This is a genomic window from Myroides odoratimimus, from assembly GCF_004337635.1.
Lineage (GTDB): Bacteria > Bacteroidota > Bacteroidia > Flavobacteriales > Flavobacteriaceae > Flavobacterium > Flavobacterium odoratimimum.
In genome coordinates, this window is the sequence record NZ_CP037427.1 from 1,505,035 (window position 1) to 1,530,321 (window position 25,287).

General features: G+C 35.4%; 17 protein-coding genes and 2 tRNA genes. 9 read left to right on the top strand and 10 right to left on the bottom strand.

The window, feature by feature from the left end; translation table 11 throughout:
• Nucleotides 1-194: 194 nt before the first annotated feature.
• On the bottom strand, nt 195-1,583 hold the full coding sequence (locus E0Z07_RS06960) for a dipeptidase (protein WP_006257540.1): 1,389 nt from the start codon (nt 1,581-1,583) through the stop codon (nt 195-197).
• Nucleotides 1,584-1,715: 132 nt separating this feature from the next.
• Between E0Z07_RS06960 and E0Z07_RS06965 the strand changes: the two genes are divergently transcribed.
• From E0Z07_RS06965 to E0Z07_RS06980, 4 genes are all read left to right on the top strand, one after another.
• Nucleotides 1,716-1,797 (top strand) — tRNA-Leu (locus E0Z07_RS06965).
• 186 nt (nt 1,798-1,983) lie between these two features.
• Nucleotides 1,984-2,065, top strand: a tRNA-Leu gene (locus E0Z07_RS06970).
• Nucleotides 2,066-2,379: 314 nt separating this feature from the next.
• A complete protein-coding gene (locus E0Z07_RS06975) occupies nt 2,380-3,219 on the top strand; it encodes a mechanosensitive ion channel family protein (RefSeq protein ID WP_006257539.1) in 840 nt (279 codons plus the stop codon).
• Between the two features lie 66 nt (nt 3,220-3,285).
• Nucleotides 3,286-4,176 carry a glycoside hydrolase family 25 protein gene (locus E0Z07_RS06980; protein WP_006257538.1) on the top strand — a complete coding sequence of 297 codons (891 nt, stop codon included), beginning with the start codon at nt 3,286-3,288 and terminating at the stop codon, nt 4,174-4,176.
• Nucleotides 4,177-4,565: 389 nt separating this feature from the next.
• On the opposite strand, the gene E0Z07_RS06990 is transcribed toward E0Z07_RS06980, so the two are convergent.
• A complete protein-coding gene (locus tag E0Z07_RS06990; protein WP_006257537.1) occupies nt 4,566-5,651 on the bottom strand; it encodes an ABC transporter permease in 1,086 nt (361 codons plus the stop codon).
• 1 nt (nt 5,652) lies between these two features.
• Nucleotides 5,653-7,887 carry a carboxy terminal-processing peptidase gene (locus E0Z07_RS06995; RefSeq protein ID WP_006262692.1) on the bottom strand — a complete coding sequence of 745 codons (2,235 nt, stop codon included), beginning with the start codon at nt 7,885-7,887 and terminating at the stop codon, nt 5,653-5,655.
• Nucleotides 7,888-8,227: 340 nt separating this feature from the next.
• Here E0Z07_RS06995 and surE point away from each other — a divergent pair, with 340 nt between their 5' ends.
• The 5 genes from surE to E0Z07_RS07020 all read left to right on the top strand — a co-directional run bounded on the left by surE (nt 8,228) and on the right by E0Z07_RS07020 (nt 13,213).
• A complete protein-coding gene (gene surE, locus E0Z07_RS07000) occupies nt 8,228-8,995 on the top strand; it encodes a 5'/3'-nucleotidase SurE (RefSeq protein WP_016650099.1) in 768 nt (255 codons plus the stop codon).
• Complete coding sequence (locus E0Z07_RS07005; RefSeq protein ID WP_006257534.1) at nt 8,996-9,274, top strand: hypothetical protein; 279 nt, start codon at nt 8,996-8,998, stop codon at nt 9,272-9,274.
• A complete protein-coding gene (gene lpxB, locus E0Z07_RS07010; protein WP_131540515.1) occupies nt 9,275-10,399 on the top strand; it encodes a lipid-A-disaccharide synthase in 1,125 nt (374 codons plus the stop codon).
• Between the two features lie 23 nt (nt 10,400-10,422).
• A complete protein-coding gene (locus E0Z07_RS07015; protein WP_131540516.1) occupies nt 10,423-11,043 on the top strand; it encodes a C40 family peptidase in 621 nt (206 codons plus the stop codon).
• Between the two features lie 142 nt (nt 11,044-11,185).
• Complete coding sequence (locus tag E0Z07_RS07020) at nt 11,186-13,213, top strand: ComEC/Rec2 family competence protein (protein ID WP_131540517.1); 2,028 nt, start codon at nt 11,186-11,188, stop codon at nt 13,211-13,213.
• A 5-nt stretch (nt 13,214-13,218) separates the two neighbouring features.
• Here E0Z07_RS07020 and E0Z07_RS07025 read toward each other — a convergent pair whose 3' ends face one another.
• The 7 genes from E0Z07_RS07025 to E0Z07_RS07055 form a co-directional block, all read right to left on the bottom strand.
• The gene (locus E0Z07_RS07025; RefSeq protein ID WP_006257530.1) at nt 13,219-13,671 is read right to left on the bottom strand and encodes a thioredoxin family protein; all 453 of its coding nucleotides are present in this window, start codon (nt 13,669-13,671) and stop codon (nt 13,219-13,221) included.
• Nucleotides 13,672-13,690: 19 nt separating this feature from the next.
• Entirely contained in the window at nt 13,691-15,799 is a 2,109-nt protein-coding gene (locus E0Z07_RS07030) for a peptide MFS transporter (RefSeq protein ID WP_006262695.1), read from the bottom strand.
• A gap of 707 nt (nt 15,800-16,506) precedes the next feature.
• Nucleotides 16,507-18,150, bottom strand: coding sequence for an MFS transporter (locus E0Z07_RS07035; RefSeq protein ID WP_006257528.1), 1,644 nt, complete (start codon nt 18,148-18,150; stop codon nt 16,507-16,509).
• Nucleotides 18,151-18,328: 178 nt separating this feature from the next.
• A complete protein-coding gene (locus tag E0Z07_RS07040; RefSeq protein ID WP_131540518.1) occupies nt 18,329-20,962 on the bottom strand; it encodes a TonB-dependent receptor in 2,634 nt (877 codons plus the stop codon).
• Nucleotides 20,946-21,740: a GLPGLI family protein gene (locus tag E0Z07_RS07045; RefSeq protein ID WP_006260528.1), complete on the bottom strand. Its 795-nt coding sequence runs from the start codon at nt 21,738-21,740 to the stop codon at nt 20,946-20,948. Before E0Z07_RS07045 ends, E0Z07_RS07040 begins: the two co-directional genes overlap by 17 nt.
• A gap of 194 nt (nt 21,741-21,934) precedes the next feature.
• Entirely contained in the window at nt 21,935-23,473 is a 1,539-nt protein-coding gene (locus E0Z07_RS07050; protein WP_006260529.1) for a peptide MFS transporter, read from the bottom strand.
• Nucleotides 23,474-23,512: 39 nt separating this feature from the next.
• Nucleotides 23,513-25,285, bottom strand: coding sequence for a peptide MFS transporter (locus E0Z07_RS07055; RefSeq protein ID WP_006257524.1), 1,773 nt, complete (start codon nt 25,283-25,285; stop codon nt 23,513-23,515).
• Nucleotides 25,286-25,287 lie beyond the last annotated feature (2 nt).

Here is a 25,287-nt window from a genome sequence, read left to right on the forward strand (position 1 = left end):
TATTTTTTATGCCCTTATCGCATAGTTATCGGATAGTGATTACATAGCGGTCGCATATTTTTGGTCGTTTTTAATGCGATCAGTATGCGATTGTGATTCTATTGTTTCTCTACTAGTAGAATGAAGGGGAAGAAAAAAGGCATAAAAAAAGCGAGTAATTTCTTACTCGCTCTAGTATTATAGTTAATGATGGATTACTTCATCATTTCAGTATAGTATTTGTAGAACAATGGAATAGTCTCAATACCTTTTAGGTAGTTGAATACTCCGAAGTGTTCGTTAGGAGAGTGTATCGCATCAGTGTCTAATCCGAATCCCATCATTACTGATTTAGAACCTAATTCTTCTTCGAATAACGCAACGATAGGAATACTTCCTCCTGAACGTACTGGAATAGGTGTTACTCCGAATGTATCTGTGTATGCTTTAGAAGCAGCTTGGTATCCAATAGAGTCGATAGGAGTCACATATCCTTGTCCTCCGTGATGAGGTTTTACTTCTACGCGTACTCCTGCAGGAGCGATGCTTTCGAAGTGTTTTTTGAATAGTTCCGTGATTTCTTCCCAGTCTTGGTTTGGTACAAGACGCATAGAGATTTTAGCAAAAGCTTTACTAGCGATAACTGTTTTAGCACCTTCGCCTGTATAACCTCCCCAAATACCATTCACATCTAATGTAGGACGGATAGAGTTACGCTCATTCGTCGTATAACCTGCTTCTCCGTATACATCGTCAATATCAAGTTTTTGTTTGTAGTCTTCTAAAGAGAATGGACGTTTAGCCATTTCATCTCTTTCTTCGCGAGATAATTCTTCTACTTTATCATAGAATCCTGGTACTGTGATATGGTTGTTCTCATCGTGAAGAGAAGCAATCATCTTCGTCAATACGTTAATAGGGTTAGCTACTGCACCTCCATATAATCCAGAGTGTAAATCACGGTTAGGTCCAGTTACTTCTACTTCTACATAGCTCAGTCCTCTTAATCCTGTCGTGATAGAAGGTTGTTCGTTAGAGATCATTCCTGTATCAGAGATTAAGATTACGTCATTCTTAAGTTTCTCTTGGTTTCTTTTTACGAACCATCCTAAACTTACAGAACCAACTTCTTCTTCTCCTTCGATCATGAACTTCACGTTACATGGTAATGCATCGTTTGCAATCATGTATTCGAACGCTTTTACGTGCATATACATTTGCCCTTTATCGTCACAAGCTCCACGAGCGAAGATTGCTCCGTCAGGGTGTAGATCTGTTGTTTTGATTACAGGTTCGAATGGAGGAGAAGTCCATAACTCAATAGGATCAGCAGGTTGCACATCATAGTGTCCATAAACTAATACTGTAGGAAGAGCTGGATCGATGATTTTCTCACCATAAACGATAGGATAACCAGGTGTTTCGCATAATTCTACTATATCACATCCTGCTTTTTCTAAACTTTCTTTTACTGCTTCTGCAGTGTTGATTACATCTTGAGAATAAGCGCTATCAGCACTGATAGACGGCTTTTTTAATAGTTCAATTAGCTCATCTAAAAGACGTTGCTTGTTTTCTTGAACAAATTGTTTTGAATCTTTCATAATATAAAAGGATACATTGATTTTGTTACTCACAAAGCTAAGAATAAAAAAATACAATTTTTTTCTTGCAGATAAAAAAACCTGTTGTATATTTGCAACGTCTTAAAGGAACAGGATGTTCCACTAGATTTCGCGGGTATGGTGAAATTGGTAGACACGCCAGACTTAGGATCTGGTGCCGCAAGGTGTGAAGGTTCGAGTCCTTTTACCCGCACAAAAAAGCCTCTTCATTTGAAGAGGCTTTTTTTATGGAATTATTTTAGGAATCATTTATTTTTAAAAGTCTCTGTATAAGAGTTTTAAAAATAAATGATTTTTTTTATTATTTAAGATTTGTTTTTAAGCAAAAAAATCTATTATATTTGCCACGTCTTAAAGGAACAGGATGTTCCACTGATTCGCGGGTATGGTGAAATTGGTAGACACGCCAGACTTAGGATCTGGTGCCGCAAGGTGTGAAGGTTCGAGTCCTTTTACCCGCACAGAAAAGCCTCTTCAAACGAAGAGGCTTTTTTATTGGTGTAAAGTTATAGCTTAATTAACTTTTTTGTAGCAATACAATAATCAAATATTATATAGCAGTACGAGAGTTTACATCATTATTTTGTATAGACCTACTCGTATTCGTTTTAGCTTTTAGAAAATATGTTTCTTGATATTATCATTGATTAGAAATTATGTATCATCTTTTTTTGTAAATTTCATTCTTTAAATATTGAATTTAGAGGAATGGTGTGACTTTTGTATGAAGTGGAGTCTAAATTATAATGTCTAAGGATTAATCAAGGAAAAAGGAATGGAATTAAAAAATTTGCTGGCAACTGTATTAGAGTTTGAGTTATATACGAGTAAGTCTATCAGTATTACGATAGGTACCTTATTATTCATCGCATTCACGCTTATGATTACTAATGTAGGGGTGAGGCTGTTGAAAAAAGCATTTATACGTATGGCTACTCCTGATGTAGCGGCTAGGCTAGGGAGTGTTTTTAATTTCATTAATTACTTTATTTACCTGATTATGATTTTCTTTATCCTGAATGTAGTAGGGATAAATATCAGTATGTTTTTGACTACTTCAGCCGCTCTATTTGTTGGTTTGGGATTTGCACTACAAGATATCTTTAGAGATTTGATAGCAGGTATTTACATCTTGTTTGACAAGACATTGAACGTTGGTGATGTGGTAGAGATAAGAGGTGAGGTGGCTCGTGTGAAGGTCATTAACCTTAGATGTACTATCGCTGAGACGCGTAATAGAAAGGATATCGTGATTCCGAATAGAAAACTGATAGACGATATTATGAATAACTGGACGCATGAGGACCCTGTGATACGTGCTAGGATTAATGTAGGTGCATTTATAGGGACGGATGTAGAGTTAGTCAAATCGGTGTTATTATCATGTGTAGAGGATAATGATGAGGTGCTAAAAACACCTAAACCTATAGTGTTTATAGATGAGTTCGGAGAATCTTCTATCCGTTTTATCTTGTATTATTTTATAGATAACGCTTTTGATAACGATCGCATCGGTAGTGAGATCCGCTTTGAGATAGACAAGAAATTTAAGGCGAATAATATAGAACTACCTGTGCCTGTACTCAAATTAAAACAAGGTGCTGAGTCTGTGTAAAAGTTATAGCTTCTAGAAGTATTCAATATCAATAAAAGGATTAATTTTGCTTTTTTCTAAAGAGAGATGGCTTCTAATAAAACTAATTCAAATCCTATGTCTGCTGTGGGGGCTAGACCAAAGAGAAAACCTCCAACAAAACGAAAACCTTCTAGAAAGAAGAGTACTAAATCATCTACATGGACTACTGTGAAGTGGGTGGTCATCATCGTGGTATTAGTGGGAATAGGTATTTGGTTTGGGTTACATTTTAGAGAGGGAATACGCTATTTCTTTAGCTCTGATGACAAGTCAGAAGGCAAGTCTATCTATGATGTGCGTACTGTAGAGGTGTTGAATAGACATGATAGTATGCTAGTCGGCTTCGATGTGTCCCATTATCAAGGGGTGATCGATTGGAAGGTGGTGGATTCTGTAGCTGGTAAAGCTTCTCTTGACTTTGTGTTTATTAGAGCGACTATGGGTAAAGATGGCAAGGACAAAGCTTTTCATCTAAACTGGAAAGGCGCTAGAGCAAATCACTTTATTAGAGGGGCATATCACTATTATCGCCCTGATGAAAATTCGACAGAGCAAGCAGAAAACTTTATCAAACTAGTGAAAATATCTGAAGGAGACTTTCCTCCTGTATTAGATATAGAGGATATGCCTAAAGAGCAGTCTATGGAGAATCTTAGAAAAGGACTGCAAAACTGGATCAAGCTAGTAGAAGCGCATTATAAAGTAAAACCGATCTTGTATTCGGGAGAGAATTACTATACACATCACCTTAAGGAATGGTTCCCTGATCATGTATTATGGATCGCTAACTACAACTTCTTTGTTGAAGAAATAAAGCCTGACTGGCATTTCTGGCAATTTACAGAGAAAGGGGTTATCAATGGAATAGATGGTAAGGTGGACTTAAATATCTATAATGGGAATAAGGCAGATATACGAGAGTTACTTGTGCCTTAAAGTTCTTTTAGGGTGTACAGTGTCCCACTTTCTGCTACCATATACACTCATTATCGTCATAATAGGGCGTTATGAGCAATATTGAAAAGAACATAAATAAGGTTATTTACTTTTGTGCTGTATCTGATTTAGATTGGATACACCGTAAGTAATGACTTATAGTATGTTCTTTGACATTGTGTATAATCCTAGAATCAGCGTTAGTTAAACCCAGATTAAGCATTAGTCAAATACGATAAAGCTATTCTACTTCATATCTCTTTCATTAGCTCTAAAACCATACTATAGTATGCTTTTATTAGTAATTCAGACCTATTTTGTATACTTGCTTTTCGTTTATATGTCTATCGCTTATTCCAGGATAATAAGGAAAAAATAAGGATGGGATGTTATTTTCTAACATCAAGGGCATCTCTTAAGGCATTGCCTATCAGCATAAAACTTATCACTAGTACAAACATAGCAAAGCCTGGTAATAAGGCTAAATAAGGTTTGCCTAATAAGATATAGTTATAGTTTTCTTTAATCATGGCACCCCAACTAGGTGTAGGTACTTGTGTTCCTAAACCTAAGAAACTTAGTCCACTCTCTACTAAAATGGCAGAAGCAAAGTTAGCAGCCGAAATTACGATGACTGGAGCCATACAGTTTGGCAAGATATGTTTAGTAATGATTCTGTAGTTAGAATAGCCTAAAGCATGGGCAGCAGTTACGTATTGTTGTTCTTTTACACTGATTACTTGTCCTCTGACTACACGAGCTACTTCTACCCACATCGTTAGTCCAACAGCGATGAATACTTGCCAAAAACCTTTGCCTAAGGCTAAAGTAATGGCAATCACTAACAGTAAGGTAGGTATAGACCAAAACACATTAATCAACCAAAGAATAAAGGCATCTATCTTTCCGCCAAAGTAACCGGCTATAGCGCCTAATGTGATACCTATCACTAAAGATATTAGCACAGCTACAAAGCCTATAGATAAAGATACTCGAGCACCAATAACTAGTCTACTTAGGTAGTCTCTTCCTTGGTTATCTGTACCTAACCAATATTTCTTTTGTTTGATAATCTCGGATTCTTTAGCGTTGTTTAAAGAACTCAGCGCTATGCTTTTAGTTTCTTCTAGTTGTGGTTGGTTACTATACCCCTTATAGAATAGGGTATCGTTAGTAATGTGATATTCACTAATAGGGATAAATCTAGTAGCTTCTTCTCTTCCAAACCAAAGCTCACTCCAGGTGCGATCTGTGTCTGTAGGAATAGTGATAGTAGATACTGTAAAACCTGGGCTCTGAGAACGAAGGGCAAGGTCTCCTGCGTTAGCATTCTTAGAGTTGTCAGGGATAATGAAGTAAGCAAAGGCTGCTACTATAGCAATGCTTACAATAATCCAAAAACACAAAACGCCCCAAAAATCTTGTTTGAATTTTTGGAGCGCAATCTGTGTATATGATTTGCTAGTGTGAGACATTCTATAATTTAGAACTTACGTTGTTTTTATCACCACTTACTTTATATATTTTCTTTGTGTCTAAGTCTTTTAAGATTTTCACACCTTCTTCGATATAGACATCGCCATTTAGCATCTCATGCCATCTATCTCTTTTGCTTTCAAGTATTGTATCGTTCTTGATTCTAGCTAATTCGCTAGGTAAAGAAGTAAATTTCAATTCGTTTTTATACTTAGAAATAGCTTTGAATTTCTTAGCTTTCTCTTCTACTTCTTTTTGTTTTGCACGATATTTCTCAAGGCTTAATGGAACTTCTTTTTCATCTTTTCTTTCATTGATCCATTGCGCGTTCTCGTCAATCAATTTGAATTGCTCATTAAGGGCAATACGTTCTTTACTTGACTTGATAACAGCAGAGAAATCATTGTTATACGGAGTATAAGTAGCTCTTTCTATCTTGTCCCATGGCATTGCGTTATCCATATCTCTTTCTCCCATGTCGATATAAGAATATCTGTCTGGTAATACGATATCACTTAGTACTCCTTCGCGTTGAGTAGAACCACCATTGATACGGTAGAACTTCTGTAGTGTTACTTTTAAAGCACCTAAATCGCCATAAGGTTGTTTTCTTAATAGGTCATTAAGTGTTATTAAGTTTTGTACAGTTCCTTTACCATACGTGTGTTTACTACCGATGATAATTCCACGCTTATAATCTTGGATAGCTGCTGCAAAGATTTCAGAAGCAGAAGCAGAGAAGTTATTTACTAATACAACTAATGGTCCTTCCCATACGATAGGAGTATCTTTATCATCTAGTACTTTTTGTTTTCCTCTAGAAGACTTCACCTGTACTACAGGGCCTTCTTTAGAGAATAGCCCAACCATTTTGATAACTGTCTCTAATGAACCTCCACCATTGTTTCTAAGATCCATAATGATACCGTCTATGTTCTGTTGTTTTAGTTCTTTAATTTCTTTTTCAACGTCTGTAAATGCGTTACGACTGTCTTTGTTCTCAAAGTCAATGTAGAATTTAGGTAAATGAATAACCCCATATTTCTTGTCACCATCTTGGATAACACTTGACTTAGCGTAAGTTTCTTCCATTTCGATAACTTCACGCATTACAGGGATAACCTTAATCGTTCCGTCTATTTTCTTAATCGTTAAGAATACTGTAGTGTTCTTTTTCCCTTTGATCAGTTTTACAACGTTGTCAAGACGCATACCAACGATGTCGATAGGTTCTTCATCTTTAGTCTGACCAACTTTAAGGATAATATCTCCAGTTTCGATTTCTTTACCTCTCCAAGCAGGTCCGCCTGGTACAAGTTCATTAATCTCTACACCTTCTGATTTTTTGCGTAAGACAGCACCAATCCCTTCGAAGCTACCACTCATGCTAGCATCAAACTTCTCCTTGTCTTCAGGAGCAAAATAGAAAGTATGCGGGTCAAAACGCTCTACAATAGAATTTAAGTAGATAGCAAACCAGTCTTTTCTTTCAAGGTCTTTAATGAATTCGAAAACTTCATCATACGATTTTAAAGCACTTTCACGAGCCTCTTTTTCAAGCTGTTCAAAAGATTTCTTTTCAACAGGCTTTTTGTCTTTTGCTTTTTTATCTGTTTTCTTTTCTTCTTTAATGATAGGCTCTCCGAACTCGTCAAACTCTTCTTCTTCCTCTACTTTACCTTCTTGTATTTTAAGGTTGTCAGTAATGGTAGATAAGACATTAAGTTTTAGTAGTTTTTTCCAACGCTCTTTTAATTCTTCCGCATCTTTAGCGTAGCCGATATTGTCATAGTCAGCATTCAATACATCGTCTGATTCGAATTCGAATGGTTGTTCAAGAACTTCTGTATAAATACCTTTAGCTTCATTCATACGTTGAGTAATACGCTCATAAGTCAGGTCAAAGAAAGAAAGTTCCTTTAACTGAATCATGTCGTCTATTAGGTACTCATATTTAGAAAACTCATCAATATCCGATTGTAAGAAATATCTCTTCATTGGATCCAATGCTTTTAGATATTCTTTATATACAGTAGCAGAGAATTTATCATCAATCTTTGCTGGATTATAATGTGTGTTTTCTAATATATACGTTACTAATTCTAAAAGAAGCTGATCTTTTTCAGGCGTATCTTTTTGCTGTTTAGGCATAAAACTCCACAGAAGAGCAGACACTCCGATAAGTAGAAGTATAACCTTATAATTTCTTTTCATAAATAGCTTAAAAGTATTCATTAATTAGTTTTGAACTAAAGTAGTTAAAAAAGTAAATATTTATACGATATGGTCGATAATTATTTGTTAAAACACATAATCGTATAAAAATCCGTAGTTGTTATATGCTTAAACCCAAAATCCGCATCAGTCAAATACTGCAAAGTAATTCTACTTTATAGCTCCTTCATTAGCTCTAAAACCATACTAGTGTATGCTTGTATCACTAATTCTGACCTATTTTGTATAATTACTTTTCGTCTATATGTCTATCACGTATTTTCGGTTAAAACTAAGTAATTTCACAAACAAAATAACATATAATCCTTACATTAGCGAATGTAATTAAAATAAATATATGATGCAAAGACCTTTAATACTTGTTACAAATGATGATGGTATCACAGCACCAGGAATGAGAGCCTTGATAAGTGTGATGAAAGAGATAGGAGAAGTAGTGGTAGTTGCCCCAGATAGTGCTCAATCTGGAATGGGGCATGCTGTAACGATCAATAATACGCTTACGTTAGAAAAAGTAAATATCGACCCAGAGATAGAATTAGAATACGCTTGTTCAGGTACACCTGTAGACTGTGTAAAGATAGCGCTAGGACAAATACTAGACAGAACACCTGATCTGTGCGTGTCTGGAGTAAATCATGGTTCTAACTCTTCTATTAATGTAATCTATTCTGGTACGATGAGTGCTGCACTAGAAGCAGGAATGAGCGGTATACCTGCAATAGGTTTCTCTTTATTAGATTTTAGCTGGAGCGCAGATTTTGAACAAATAAAACCTTTTATAAAAAAGATTACAACAGAGGCACTTAAACATGGGATTCCAAAAGACGTGGTGTTGAATGTAAACTTCCCAAAGTTGGCTACTGAAGATATTAAAGGAATAAAAGTGTGTAGACAAGCTAAGGCTACATGGGTGGAGAACTTCGATAAACGAGTTAGTCCTCATGGAAAAGAGTACTACTGGTTAGTAGGAGAATTCGTGAACCAAGATAAGGGAGAAGATACAGATGAGTGGGCATTGCGAAATGACTATATCTCTATCGTACCAGTGCAATTTGACTTAACAGCACATCAAGTATTAGAACGTATTAATAGATGGGATCTGTAGATGAAAGATAAGATTGTTCATATTCTAATCGGTTTTGTTGGAGGTGTAGTGGCTACTGTAGTGGGTATAGAACTTTATTTGTTGTTGTTTACTAACTATGAGTTGTTTAGTGATTTTAGTTTCATTAATAACATAGGGTTGGTAGGAAGAATAACAGCGATAGGGAGCTTACTTAATTTGCTATTGTTTACGTTTTTTATTAATCGCAGATTAGATTTTATGGCTAGAGGTTGTATTTTAGCCGTAATTATTTTAACCATAATAACACAGTTAGTGTAGATGAAGTATTATATAATAGCAGGAGAGGCATCAGGGGATCTACATGGATCTAATCTTATGCGATCTATATACAAGAAAGACCCTGAGGCAGAGATACGCTTTTGGGGAGGAGATTTAATGCAACAGGTAGGCGGTAAGCTCGTGAAGCATTATAAAGATCTTGCTTTTATGGGATTTGTTGAAGTGGTACAAAATCTAGGAACAATATTGCGCAATATTAAGTTCTGTAAAAAAGATATCGCATCTTTTAATCCAGATGTATTAGTGTTTATTGATTACCCCGGCTTTAATATGCGAATAGCTAAATGGGCAAAGAAAATAGGTATAGAAACACATTATTATATCTCACCTCAAATATGGGCTTGGAAGGAGAATCGAATCAATGATATCAAAAGAGATTTTGATTTTATGTATGTAATTCTGCCTTTCGAAAAGGATTTTTATGAGAAGAAACATAATTACCCTGTAACCTTTGTAGGACACCCATTAATTGATGCTATTGCAAATTACCGTGCACAGGAGCATGAGGACTTTAGAAAAAAGCACAATTTAGATGATAGACCAGTGATTGCGTTATTACCTGGTAGTAGAAAGCAGGAGATCAGTAGATTATTAAATGAAATGCTTTCTGTAATACATCATTACCCACAATATCAATTTGTAATAGCTGGTGCTCCAGGACAAGAAGCTTCATTCTATGAGACTTTTATAAAAGATCAAAATATTTCGTTTGTATTTAATGAAACGTATGCTTTATTGAATATTGCCCATGCTGCATTAGTGACTTCAGGTACAGCAACGTTGGAAACAGCCTTGTTTAGTGTGCCACAGGTTGTCCTGTATAAGGGAAACCAGATGTCTTATGAAATAGCGAAGCGCATCATTAAATTAAAGTATATTTCTTTAGTTAATTTAATTATGGATGATGATGTGGTGGTAGAGTTGATTCAAGGGGATTGTAATGCTGTGAGAATAGAGCAAGAATTCGCAAAAATCATACAAGGTGAAAAAAGAAATGAAATAATGTTAAAATATAAAGAATTAATTCGTAATTTAGGCGGTCAAGGAGCGAGTGATTATGTTGCGGATGAAATAATAAAAAATCATATGACAAAAAGAAGTTAGTTAACCACCACAAAATAACCAATATGAAAAAGTTTACATTATTATTAATCAGTGTTTTGGGCCTTTCTGGTTTCCATACAATAGAAGCGAAGACAACAAGTAAAGCTGTTTATAGTAGCCCTGTTAAAAAGAAACCTACAGCCGTTATCGATGAGAGTAAAAATGTAGATGATAAAATACAAGCAGAATTAGACGCTTTATTAGGTGACTTTATTGAGGAGGCAAAAGAAGCAAAGGGGGAGTACTTTGATAACTTGACTAGTCAAGTGTTGAATACCGCTTTTGATTATGAAGGAGTGCGTTATAGATATGGTGGAATGAGTAGAAAAGGTATGGACTGCTCTGGTCTAGTGATGACTGCTTTCGGAGATACTAGTGTGAATCTGCCACGTACCTCAAGTGAAATGGCTCAAGTAGGTGAACGTGTGAGAAAAGCAGAAGCACAGACAGGTGACCTAATCTTCTTTAAAACTCGTGGCAATAGAATTAGTCATGTAGGAATAATCACTGAAGTATTAGATGACGAAATTAAGTTTATTCATTCTTCAACTAGCAAAGGAGTGATTGTGTCTTCAACAAAAGAAAATTACTATAGTAGAACTTTCGCACAGATTAACCGTGTTGTTCTAGAAAGTATGAATTAAGATTACAAGGATTCAAAAAATAATATTAAGCTCTATCCATCAGGATAGGGCTTTTTTTATGGTATTCACTATATTTTTAGAATTGCTGATACTAATCAAAGAATCAGTTATTTTGGAAAGGGTTTTGATACTTATTGTAAGTATGAAGCCTATTAAATTCTCTTTTTTATTTTATTCTCTATTCCTTTTTTTGGGAATATACTTAGACTTACCTATAAGTACTTTTTGGGTGATAGCCACTTTATGTATTCTTCTATTTGTATTGACAATGTCATTAATGAATAGATATGTACATTTTCCGTCTTGGTTTACGGGGAGTAAGGATATTGTATTATTTGTCAGTCTCTTTTTCTTTTTAGGTGTTGGGTTAAAAGGTTTGGTTAAGAATCAATATGATTCTGAGTTACTAAAAATAGAGACATATCTAAACAAGCCTAAAAATAGTAGAATAGATATAAAAATAACAGAGACTCTTAGTAATAAAACGAACAAACGATTTATAGGAGAATTGATTAGAGTAGGTGATACAGTGTGCAGTAATAAGATTGCTCTTTATTTTAATGAGCGTCAAGATTCACTTGTAGTAGGAGATGTCATTAGTTATTATGGCAGGGTAGGGAGTATACAACAACCGAAGAACTTTGGCCAGTTTGATTATCGAAAGTATATGCAAGGTAAGGGAATCTTTATTCAAAGTTACGTAGGAGATTACTTTGTAGTAGGACATGATGTACATTGGCGTTATGAAATATTGAAGTTAAGGAGGTCTTTAATTGATAAAATATATCTTGACAACACTGTTCTTCAAGAGAATACTAAAGGTCTAATCATGGCGCTATTACTAGGGGAAAAGTCATATATAGACTCTACTATTATTAATCAGTTTAAAGAAGTAGGAGTCATGCACGTATTAGCTATTTCAGGATTGCATGTAGGACTTATCTACTTAGTTCTTGCCCGAAGTTTATTCTTTTTACCTAAGAGGATAAGGAGTATTGTGATACTTGTATTGCTGTGGTTCTTTGTCTTTTTATCAGGTTTATCAGCTTCAGTATTTAGAGCGGTCCTCATGTTTACGATTTATCTTGTTAGTCAACTCCTAAGAAGAAATCAGAATTTAGAGCACAGTATCGGTTTAGCCTTATTCTGTAGTCTATGTATATATCCTTATTGGGTATATGATCTCGGTTTTCAGTTAAGTTATTTAGCTGTTATTAGTATAGTCTATATTCACCCTCTATTTAAGAAGCATTATTCTAAGCATAAAATAATCCAGTATATTCAAGGAATTATTTATATCTCCATAAGTGTACAGATTGGTTTGATACCTATTCAGTTATATTATTTTCAGCAGTTTTCTTTTCTGTTTTTATTAGCTAATCTAATTGTCATACCGTTAATAACAGTACTTATTATTTTAGGGATGGTCTATTTGATTGTGATGTGGATTGAAAGTATATCTATAGCAGTTGGTTTTTGCCTTAATGTGTTAACGGATCTAATGTACCGCTTAATAGAACTAGTGTATCGTTTGGATTATTTCTCTTATCAGAATGTACAGATAAGCTTTACACAAATGTCTTTAATCTTGATTCTTATAGGAGGAGTATTACTTAATTATTATCAGAAGAAATTGAGATATATAGTAGTAGGGGTGCTGCTATGTAGTGCTCTACAGTTAGGTACTACTTTAGGATCCAGTAAAGAAGATACTTTGGATACTGAAATTGTGGTTCCATTCATGTCTAATAAGAATAATAGATCAGTATGGATTAGAGACTATGATACGGTACATGTATTAATGAATCTTATTGATAGTACTGACCAGAGATATTTACGTGATTTAGATAAATATGTACAAGAGTATGGTTTAGATAAAGTCATGTACCATCCATTAGAGGGAATTGTACCGAGTACTCAAGACAAATTACTAATTATAGATAATGATAGGATAGCGTATAATGGAGTATTAGATGCTTCAGTTGTATTATTCTCTGGGCAACCTAAGATTAACTTTGAGCGAATGCTAGAAGTGAGGTTACCTAAATTAGTGATCTTTCATAATTCAGTCCCGTTTTGGTTTAAGAGAAAGTGTATTGATATATGTGTAAAAAAGAATATCCCTTTCCATGATATGTATGAAAAGGGATATTGGTCTTCTTTATTATAATGATCTTAAATCTGTTGTAATAGTTGTTGAGGGGTTTGGTACCCAACGATTACTTTAGTCACATCACCTTTTGTACCGAAGATAACCATAGAAGGGTATCCAGGTATTCTTAAGAACATCGTGAAGTCATGTGTAGCATTTCTACCTTTTCTTTCACTGTTATATCCTGGGTTTGTGTACTTTGTTCCTTTGTAGTTTATTTCTTCATTACCTTCTGCATCAAATTTCACTGCGTAGTAATTCTTGTTGATATACTCGATTACTTTAGCATCACTAAAAGTATTTTTGTCCAGCATTTTACAAGGTCCACACCAGTCAGTAAAAGCATCCATAAAGATAGGTTTAGCTTCTTTCTTTTGTGCTGCGATAGCTTCGTTAAACGACATCCATTTTATTTCTTGAGCATTAGCTGTTAATCCTAAGAAAGTAATGGTAAGTAATAAAAACAGTTTTTTCATATTTCTTTTAATATTGTTATTATTTGACCCCGTGCATTAATTTCTTCAACACTGGGTTAAGAGCAATAACTAACAATCCCGCTACAATAGGCACTATAGTGAAGATTAAGAAGAATACTGATAATGAGTATTGTTCTGTAATAGTTTCTATTTGTCCACCTAATGTGGCAGCTAAATTGTTTCCAATTGCGATTGCAAGATACCACATTCCGAACATTAGTGCAATCATTCTTGCAGGAACTAATTTAGAAACATACGATAATCCTACAGGTGATGAGAATAATTCTCCTAATGTATGGAAGAAGTAAGCAAAAACTAACCACATCATAGATACTCTCGTACCTTCTGTAATTCCATGTGATCCATATGCTAATACTCCGAATCCGATAGCCATAATAATTAATCCTAGTCCATACTTAATAGATGCAGGAGGGTTAAATCTTGAATCCCATAACTTAGATACTAGAGACGCTAATGCAATAATAAAGAATGAATTAAGGATAGAGAACCACGAAGCTGTTATCTCTACTTGATTATCTTTTATTTCTGTTATCTCTGCTTGTACTATTTCAGTTTCTTTATTTGCTTCAGTAAACTGTTTAGTTAGATGTTCTTTTTGTTTACTATCAAGGATATTAAAGTTACCTAACTCTTGAAAGATTTCTACTTTATCCCCTTTCGTTAATGTTGCTAACTGTGATACTACAGCAGTATGTTTGACCACGTTATCTCCTTCTTTAGGTTGGTTAGCAGCATGTATCGCTTTATAGTCATAGATAGGCTCATTGTGCTTGTCTAGAATAGGCTTACCTTCTCTGTCTACTTTTTGAACTTGGATTGCATCATAAGTAACTTCGTATGCATGTAATGACCAGTCTCTGTTAAGCATCCAGATAGCTGATGCCCATACTCCCACAAAAGTAATCGCTAATATAATGTTAGATAGTAACGCTTTCTTAATTGTCTGTTTTGCTAATAAAATAAGTACCCAAGAGATAATTAGTAAGGGCACTATCGTCAGTAATGAGTTGAAGATATTAAATAATAATGCTTTGTCTCCAGATAGAATTCTCTGTGTATTATCACGTGCGAAGATGATTAGCGATGTAGCTCCTTGTTCAAACGACATCCAGAAGAATATCGTAAAGAAAGCAAAGATGATAACCGCTATCATACGATCTCTAACTACTTTAGCATATCTCATTATTCGTGATATAATTAACCACATCAATATTAATAGTCCTGTGACAACAACTACTGCCTGACCATCCATACCGAATATTTCAGCAGGGAATAATCTAATCTTACCTACGATATAGAATACATCACTAAATGCATATAAGAATCCAATGATAGTAGTAATAGCTATAAGTATGTAGTCTAATGTAGTAAATGGATTGCGTTTCAGTTCATCCTGTTGAGCAGGAGTTAAGTCTTTCGTATCTACAGGTGTTTCATCTTTTATTTCTGTAGATGTATTAGGAACATCACCTATAGCTCCGAAGATAGGTTTAGCAAACCAGAATTGTAGTGTACCTAGTAACATGAAGATACCTGCTAAACCAAATCCATAGTGCCATCCGATACGCTCCCCGATATATCCACATAGCATCATACCAAAGAATGCTCCAGCATTAACTCCCATGTAAAATATAGTATAAGCTCCATCTTTTTTCTCAGGGAATGATTTGTACATCTCAGATAAGATAGAAGTCATATTTGGTTTAAAGAATCCTGTACCTACTACTAATAGTACTAATCCTAGATACATAAAGAACTCTGTCTCTAAGGTCATAGAGGCATGCCCTAGTGTCATAATTAGTGAACCAATTACTACAGCCCATCTATAACCTAGATATTTATCTGCTAGGATACCTCCGAAGATAGGGGTGATGTATAATAACATGGCATAAGTAGCGAATATCGCTCCTGCATCTACTACACTCATTTCCCATCCAGGGTTGAGGCCTATGACAGACATGGTTAAGAATTGAATCAATAATACGCGCATTCCGTAGAATGAGAATCGCTCCCACATCTCTGTAAAGAAGAGAACGAATAATCCTGAAGGATGTCCCAGAACTTTACTGTCGAAGAAGTTCGGCCGGTCAGTAGTAGAGTTTTCCATAATGTAATTTTAAAAGTCTAGTTTGTGGTTAGTTATAAGATTGTGTTTAAGACATAATCTCATGTCATAAAGGCTAAAAATAGTAAAATAAACTTAAGATTAATTGTTTTACTAAAAAATATAAATAGTTTTTAGTGAGAGATTAGTATTTATAGTTCGTTTTTATTCACTATTCTTAATTCTACTGGTTCATATTGCGATATGATAGAATAAAGTATAATCAGATTAAGTGTTTTTATATAAAATAGTAATTGTTGTAAAATAAAGTAATTTGCGGTTATGCTAAATTTAGCATACTAATCTGTAATGAAGAGTTGATCCTAACTTCGTCAGCATATAACTATATTGAGATCATGATGATATACTTCTATATAGATTATTCGGGTAGAGATAGAGTATCATTCGGTAAAGTACCTTTTATCCCTTGTAGTTATTAGTTATTACCGAATGATTTCCGAAGTTACTTCATTTTGTTTAATGATAGTGGTTGAATATGAGGTTGTTAATGTTCAATTAAACGTTCAGAATAAGGCAATAAGGGATTATGGAGTCATTAACTCCAAATGAGGGCATTAGTAGACGATTTGTTGTTAGTTGTGTTTATAGAAGTTGATATGGAGCCTCTTTAGCACACGCTAGTATAGAGAACTAGATAATGTATAAACATAAAAAAACGCCTTAGATTACTAAGGCGTTTATATGAGTATTTATTGATTTGCTTTTTTCTGTTCTAGAGGTCTGATGACTAGTCTGTCGTAGATGACTAGTGTGACCACAGAGAACATCCCGATACCGAATACCACATACCATATCTTGTTTGGATTATAAGTGCTCCATAGCATATCTACCATCTCCCAGTGAGACATGCTTAACTTCTGTTCTGCTAAAGCGAAGTACTCATTCTTAGAGAATGGGAAGTGTACTTGGCTAATGTCAATACCTTTATTGATAGCGTATTCTTTAAAAGAGGTAGCCACTTGTGACCAATCTACACTGTCCGCTTTAAGGTTAAACTGCTTTTCGAAGGCAGATAGAGACATATTTAGAGTCTTTGATCCTTGTTCCATGAACTGTTCATGTGTTACCACTTCTGGCATATCTATGCTTCTAGTAGCCATCTCTGTTTTTAGTAGTGATAGTTTGTCTGACCATGCTTGATATAAATCACCTGATATGAATTTTGTCACATAGTAACTAGCTGCCACAGGTAAGAAGTATGTCCCTTGGTAAAGTCCATCCTTACCTTTAGGTGTAATCAATGCTATAAATGAAGATACAGTAGGGCTAGACATCATCTCTCCGATAGAGAAGATCATTGTACCTAATATGGTAAACAATGGGTTGTGTGTGTAGAATGTAAGTCCTACCCCTATACTCGCGATTATTGCACCTCTGATTACCGCATTGATATGGCGCATTTTTATCACAAAGTATGAGACACTAACTTGACAGATAATAATCATCAATGAATCTATATTAGTAAACCATTCTGGTTTTACTTGACCATCTTGAGTAAGTAATGTTCCTAAGAATGGTATATTTTCATTAATCCAAGTACTTAATGTAGCAGAGTTAACCCAGTCTTCAATAAAGTTAGGCAGTGTGTTGAACAGTTGGTTGAACATCGTCCAGAACCCAATCATTAATAATAATAGTATTCCTAGACGTACATCTTTTAGTGCTTCGAAGATTCCTAATACAGAATCTTTGATCGCTTTACCAATAGAGTCTTTAGGTTTCTCTACTTTTGATTCTTTGTAGAAAAATATTACTACAAATAAGTTTATTGCTATAACGATAGCTGCTTGTATAAATATAATCTTCCAACCAAATGTAGTACGTAAGCCTGATGACATTGCTGGTCCGATAAACCCTCCGATGTTAACCATCATGTAGAATATACCGAAGCCAAGTGTTCCAGAATTTTCGTCAGTATTACTAGCAATAATTGCGGATGCTACAGGTTTAAAGAATGCTGCACCTACAGCAACTAATAAAAATGTTGCATAGACATTGGTATAGGTTGTTACTTCTCCTAAAAGATAGTAACCAGCAATCATAATGATAAAGGAAATAATCAATGAGATCTTATACCCTATACGGTCAGCAATAACTCCAAATAATAGAGGTAAAAAGTATAGGATAGCTACAACGCCTCCCATGATACTACCTTTTTGGATATGGTTAAAACCAAGTCCTCCCATGTCAGTAGAGCCTACTAAATATAATCCTAATAAGGTATAGATACCATACCATGCCCACCGTTCCATCAGTTCCATAAAGCTGGCTATCCAGAAGTTTTTATTGAATGATGTTATTGTTTGTCTCAACGTTTTATTGGACTGTGACATGGTGATAGGTGATTTAAAAATTATAGGTGGTAAGTTAAGTTGTATATTCTAAACTGCAATGGATGATAACCAAAAAAATGTTATTCAAATAGAAATATAGATGTAATCTGAGTAATTATGATGATGTATATATGATATAATAAAAGCGCCTTAGTTGTCTAAGGTGCTTTTATTAAGTTTAAAAAGAATAATTTACACTGAGTAGTAGTTGTCTTCCTAATAGCTTATAGGTCGTAGAGGTACTGCTGTAGTCTGTTAAGGCGTAGTTTGCATACGTCTTAGTATTAAAGAGGTTCGTTAACTCTAGACGCGCGTTCCACTTCGACTTATTAGGGATATACGCAATATTAAAGTCTAAAAAGGTGTAATACTTACGACTAGGTGCCACCTTATCGAAAGAATATAACTCACTGATTAGGTTTAAGAAGAGGGTATCTTTCAATTTATATTTAGCAGTCAGTTTAGTCTCTGTATCTATAAAACGCTCAGTGCTAATGATGTTCATATACGTAGTAAACCAATTCGTACTTACGGCATAGTTAAACCTTGATCTAAGGTTAGACTTCAGCTCTATTCCATAGGTAAGTGATGTGCTTCTGACCCGTCTCGTCTCAGAATCATTTAGCGTATTATAGAAGTCAGCTTGATTAGCATTTAGATTCAACTTTAGGTTGTGTTTTAGCTTTTGGAAATAATATTCTGTAGAGGCTAGTATGAAGTAGCTCTCGTTGTTCTTTATAGTAGATATATTGCTCTTTGTATGGTTAGGATAGATATAGTTATTCTGTGTATAAAAGTCGTTGTACTTATTATACGATATCGTTACTGTAGAGAATGACCTATCGTGGTAGTTCCCTAATTTATAGGTTAGACCTACTGCATTATTTGTGAAAGGATCTAGGTTAGTAGTTCCTCTTAAGAAGCTTCTATACGATGTCTGTATATACCCATCATAGGTTTTGGCAGCATTGATATTGGTATAACCGTATTTATAATAGATGTCTATTTTGTTCTTGTCATTAATTCTTTTTTCGATAGAGAAGTGTGGACTTATGACTAACTTCTGAAGACTGTTATCCGTAGTTATTGACTTTAACTTATTGTCAAATAAGGAAGCCGAGATACTCGTCCCCATACTCCACGTACCCCATGTCATCTTCGTCAATGCTTTTGCATAAAGTTCGTTTACTTTTAAGGTTGAGTTATTCTTGTTAGTATAGATGTCATCATCTGCTAAGTTGTTTAGACTGTAGAGATGTGTGTTCGTGTTCGTATTCCCTAGCGTGATGTGAAGTAGGTGGTTACCTTTCATCATTCCTTTATAGCTTGCCTGTACAGTGTGATAGTTCATTTTATTCTGAACGAGTTGACTGAATGGCGCTTTCGCATCCTGTATATAGATATTAGGCGTATTGATATAATCTTGAGTGTTCTGCTCATAGATATTCTTATAACTAAGCACTAGAGCTTGTTTATCAGATAGCTTAGTGGTGTACTCTAAGTTTTGTTCTACTCTTTTGTTCTCATTGTCTAGAGCTTGATTATTTGGAATATCGTTGTAGCGTACATCGCTATTAATCTTTGTGTTTGAGATATTGCCTTTTAGATCATATTTCAGTGTAGAGGTTTTATTGATATCATAGACCATATCACCTTTTAGAAACGAGAAGTTACTTCTGTTTTTATTGTTCATCATTTCTATATTGTGATAGGAATTATCTGGAGTATATAGAGTCTGATCCATAGACCTTTTGCCTAGCAGAGTCTCTTTATTAAACAGCCCTGATATTTTTACTTCTAATTTAGGAGATAGAGTTACAGCTGTGTTGATAGAAGCAAATTGGTTATTGTTATCCTTATATCGATGGTTTCTGAGACTTAGCGAGATATTGTCAATATTGATAGGATTAGATAGAGCAGTAGGAGTTGTTATTTCCCCTTTATTACTATTTAGAAACGAACTAAGGTCACCCGTAGCGTCATAGCTAATATTGTTAGACTGTAAGATAGAGTAGAACTTCGTCTTTTTGCCAAAGTTCATGATGTTTGATCTTGCAGCATGTACCTCCTTATCACGTACACCAGCTCCCACCTCTACATTGCCAAACCATACACGCTTAGCCTCTTCACTAAGTTTAAGGTTAAGTGCTAGCTTCTTAGCAGGGTTTAGATCTGTCAGGTGTTTGTTCTCAGAGTAGTTTTGTAGTAGTTCTACTTCTTCTACCGGATTGACAGGCATATTCTTAGTCAGTACTCTGTATCCTCTATCAAAGAGGTCTGTGCCATCTACCATGACTTTCTCTACTTCTTGATTGTTCACACTGATTTTGCCATCAGTGCTAATCTCTAGCCCTGGTAGGTTCTTGAGTAGGTCTTCTATGACGCGTTCATCTCCTTTAGAGAACTGTTTGACATTATAGACTACGGTATCCTTCTTCACCGTGATAGGTGAAGTAGCCTTAATGGTGATCTCGTTGAGTACTTCCGCAGAAGAGAGCAGGTATAGGGGTGTGTCTAGACCATAGTTGTTTTTAGTAGCATCTAGGGCAATAGTTGTTTTCTCTATTCCTATTTTTTGTATCGTAAGTTGAGAGGCAGTAGGGTGGTTCACTACATTCTTAAACTCTACTAGTCCTTCATTGTTAGAGGAGGTATACGCTAAGGTTTTATTGTTTTGATCTTGTAGAAATACTGTTGCACGGATTATCTCTACACCCTGACTATCTAGTAGTCGTGTAGAGATATGCTGTGCTTGCGTAGTTAAAGTAAACAGAACAAGTAATATAAAAGTTATGTTATTCTTCCCACTCATATTTGCGTTCGAGTTCACTGTTTTTTAAACGTTCAAATTGATTAGGATCTGTCATGACCTCGAGTATCTCTACGCCAGGTATATTGCCAAAAGGATTGCGATGAGGGCCATTGACTAGTCTATCAAGCTCTTTGTAGTATTTCTCTTGAAATGATTGGATAGACTCGTTGGCACGACTAACGTCATATCTAAAAGGTAATATCTTGAATTTGTTGACTTCTATATTCTGTATGCTCCAATGGTATCTGTGTTCATCATCATAGAGCTCAAATACTAAACCAGGTAAGTTATTGAACTTCCAAGGGCCTACTTGTACAGGATAGTCAGTAGAGTACCATGCCGTATAGTTTCTCCCTCTAAAGCTTAATGTAGCCTTGTGAAGTGCGATTTGTTCTGCATTGGTTTTGGTCTCATCGTGTAGTTGCCAATCCATTTGAGGAATATCTTCCTTGATAAAGTATCGCGCTTCCCAAGGCTTTATTCTTGAATAGAGCAGGTTCTTCTTAAAGTCAAAGTAGAAGAACTCTTCAAATTCTTGTTTATCGTAAATCACTATTTCATTTGGCTCTCTGGGAGGCTCTTTAGTGAATTTGTATTTGCCATTAATGTATAGACTTTTATCTTCTTTAGGGCTAATGTATAGTTTGTCTTCTGCTGAGATGATATGAGCATCAGAAGTTGTTGTCTTTAGATAAGTGATGCCGTAATTGGTATCTTGGGCATATCCAATAACACATAAGAATAGAATAATAAATAAGTAATAGGTTGATTTATACATATCTAAGTTTTAGTTCTTGTTAGAACGTTGTGTATAGATCAGATATTGTAAATATTATTAATTAAATCTTAAAAACTAAGGAAGGAAAGCTGGTTCGTTTTATTGTTTTTATTTGTTTATTGAAAGTATTGCATAAAAAAAGCGCCTTAGTTGCCTAAGACGCTTTTGTATATTAGATTAGAATAGATAGTGAACTATCTAACTTCTTGCATAAGTTTTTTCATAAGTGGAGAAAGTGCGATTAACACTACCCCTGCGATTACTGCATATAATCCTAAATCTTTATACCCATCAGTATACGCTAATAGAGCATCATAGTTAGGATGGTTACCAGTAGCTACTTCAGAACGACTCTTAGACATAGCAGCTCCTAAGATACCTGCTACATACTGTCCGTAAGCACTAGCTAAGAACCACATACCCATCATCATCCCTTGTAGATTAGCTGTAGAAAGTTTAGTCATGATCGATAGACCGATCGGTGATAAACACAGCTCCCCTAAAGTAATGATCAATAAGGCAAAAGTAAAGAAGTCTAATGATGTCATACCTGCTGCGTCAGCGAATAGACGTGTAGCAAATAATGCATAGTATCCAGCTCCTAATAGGATAAATCCTAAACCGAACTTCATTACTGTATTTGGCTCTATTTTCTTCTTAGCCATCCAGATCCATAATAGACCTAAGATAGGTGCGATGAAGATGATGAAGAAAGCTCCTCCTGAGTTATTCACTCCATTAGGATCTAAGTGCATACCTAGTAAATCAGAGTTTAAGTTCTTCGCTGCGAAGATGCTTAATGATCCTCCTGCTTGCTCATAGATACCGAAGAATAGAATAGAGAAGAAGATAAATACTAGGGCAGCGATAATCTTCTTACGCTCTGCACTAGTCAGCTTCGTCATTTCATAGAATAAGTAGATCAATGCTAATGGTCCTACTGTGTACATAAAGTATGCAGTATAGTCCGTATTATCAATCATGAATACGATAACAGGTACCATCGCAAATGTAAGGATGTATGTCCCTACTTCTTTCCATAAAGGCATTTTAGTCTCACTACCATCTTTAGCTACTTGCATAGGCTGAAGTCCGATAGGTCCTAAATGACGTTTTGTAAAGATGAAGTTGATTAGACTCACTAACATCACGAAAGCAGCTAAACCAAAAGCTACACTCCAACGGTGCTCTACAGCGATAGAGTCTTGGAATAAGTGTCCTTTACCGATAGCGATACATAAGTATCCTCCGATAAGTGCTCCTAAGTTAATCCCTGCATAGAATAATGAGAAACCAGCATCAGTACGTTCGTCCCCTTTTTTGTATAAATATCCTACCATAGTAGAAATATTCGGTTTAAAGAAACCTGTACCAATTACAGTAAATGCAATACCTACGAAAAAGTAAGCGTGTGGATCTATAGCTAGAATAATACTACCTAAGATCATCATCGAGCCTCCCCAGAAAAGAGATTTACGGAAACCTAAGATTTTGTCAGCGAAAATACCTCCTAAGAATGTGAATGCGTACACGAATGCTTGTGTAGCTCCATACTGTAAGTTAGCTTGTGCTTCTTCAAAGTGTAGTTGGTCGATCATAAAGAAAACCAACATTCCTCTCATTCCATAGAAGCTAAAACGCTCCCACATCTCTGAGAAGAATAAGCTCCAGATTTGCTTAGGGTATTTACCTGAGAAATTCTGAATCTCTTCTAATGTCTGTTGTTGACTCATTTTTTTTAGTTATTTATTATTGTGCAATGCACTGTGTTCTTATCGAACACCGTGCATTAGTTTTTTCAATAATGGGTTCACTAGCATTACCATGATTGCTGCTGCAAAAGGTATTAATGTGAATAGGAAGAAGAAGTGACTAAGTGAGTACTCTTCTTTAATATTTTCGATTTGTCCCCCTAAGATGGCTGCAAATTTCTGAGCAATAGCTAAGGCTAAATACCACATACCGAACATGAATGCAAGCATCTTGCCAGGTACTAGTTTAGAAACATAAGACAGTCCTACAGGTGAGATAAATAATTCCCCTAAGGTATGGAATAAGTACGTTAATATTAGGAATATAATCGACATTTTTACTCCGTCAGTAGCTCCCATAGATCCTAAACCTAAGATTAAGAATCCGATAGCTACGAAGATTAATCCGATACCGTACTTAAATGCAGCCGATGGATTATACTTAGAATCCCACAGTTTAGACACTGTAGATGCTAACGAAATAATGAAGAATGAGTTCAAGATAGAGAACCAAGATACAGTGATCTCAGATACTTCTTTATTAAACTCTGCGTTCAACATATAGATAGCCATAGCCCAGATACCAGCAAAACAGATGAATAAAATAATATTAGACATCGCGATTTTTGACCAAGTAGCTTTTGCTAATAATATAAGTACCCATGAGATGATTAACAATGGAATCACTGTAAGACATGTATTGATAATGTTGAAAGCCATTAATGCAGTTCCTTCTAACGATCTGTCTACATAGTCTCTCGCTACAAGTACTAACGATGTAGCCCCTTGTTCGAAACTCATGAAGAAGAACATTAAGAAGAACGCTAATAAGATTACAGCGAACATTCTGTCTCTAATCACTTTTCCATAACGTAAGATACGTGAGATCACTAAGTATAAGAACGTGATAAGGGCTAGGATAGCCATGATGTTCTGTCCTCTTAATGCTTCTGTATCTAAGAATGCAAATAGATCTAGTACTCCGTTTTTAGATAATGGATCATTGAAAGCATATAATAAACCGATTACAGATACGATAGCGATTAAGATATAATCTACTAGTGTGTAAGGGTTTTTAGTGTCTTGATCTTCTTTGATTTGCTCTGGTGTTTTCTCTACTGTAGTGTCTACTTTTTTAAGCTCACCTAAGTCTCCCATTAATGGTTTAGCTAACCAGAATTGGATTGTACCTAATAGCATGAAGATACCTGCTAATCCGAATCCGTAGTGCCATCCTTTAGTCTCTGCTAAGTATCCACATAGCATCATTCCGAAGAAAGCACCTGAGTTTACACCCATATAGAAGATGGTATACGCAGCATCTTTTTTGTCTGGTAATGATTTGTACATTTCTCCTAAGATAGAAGGCATATTTGGTTTAAAGAAACCTGTACCGATCACAAGACATGCAAGTCCTACGAAGAACCATAGTTTAGAAATTCCTTCTGCAGCCATCGATGCGTGACCTAAAGTCATGATGATAGCTCCGATAATTACAGCCCATCTAGAACCGATATATTTATCTGCAATAACTCCACCTAAGATAGGTGTTAAGTATAATAACATGGCATAAGTACCGTATAGTGCACCTGCTTGTTCTGCTGACCATCCCCATCCTGAGAATGCATCGCCAAAGATAACTTTAGCTGTTAAGAATTGAATTAACAATACTCTCATTCCGTAGAAAGAGAATCGCTCCCACATCTCTGTAAAGAAAAGAACGAATAACCCTGCTGGGTGCCCAAGCACATTAGATTTAAACAGGTTTGAGTTTGTAGCTGTTTCTGCTGACATTT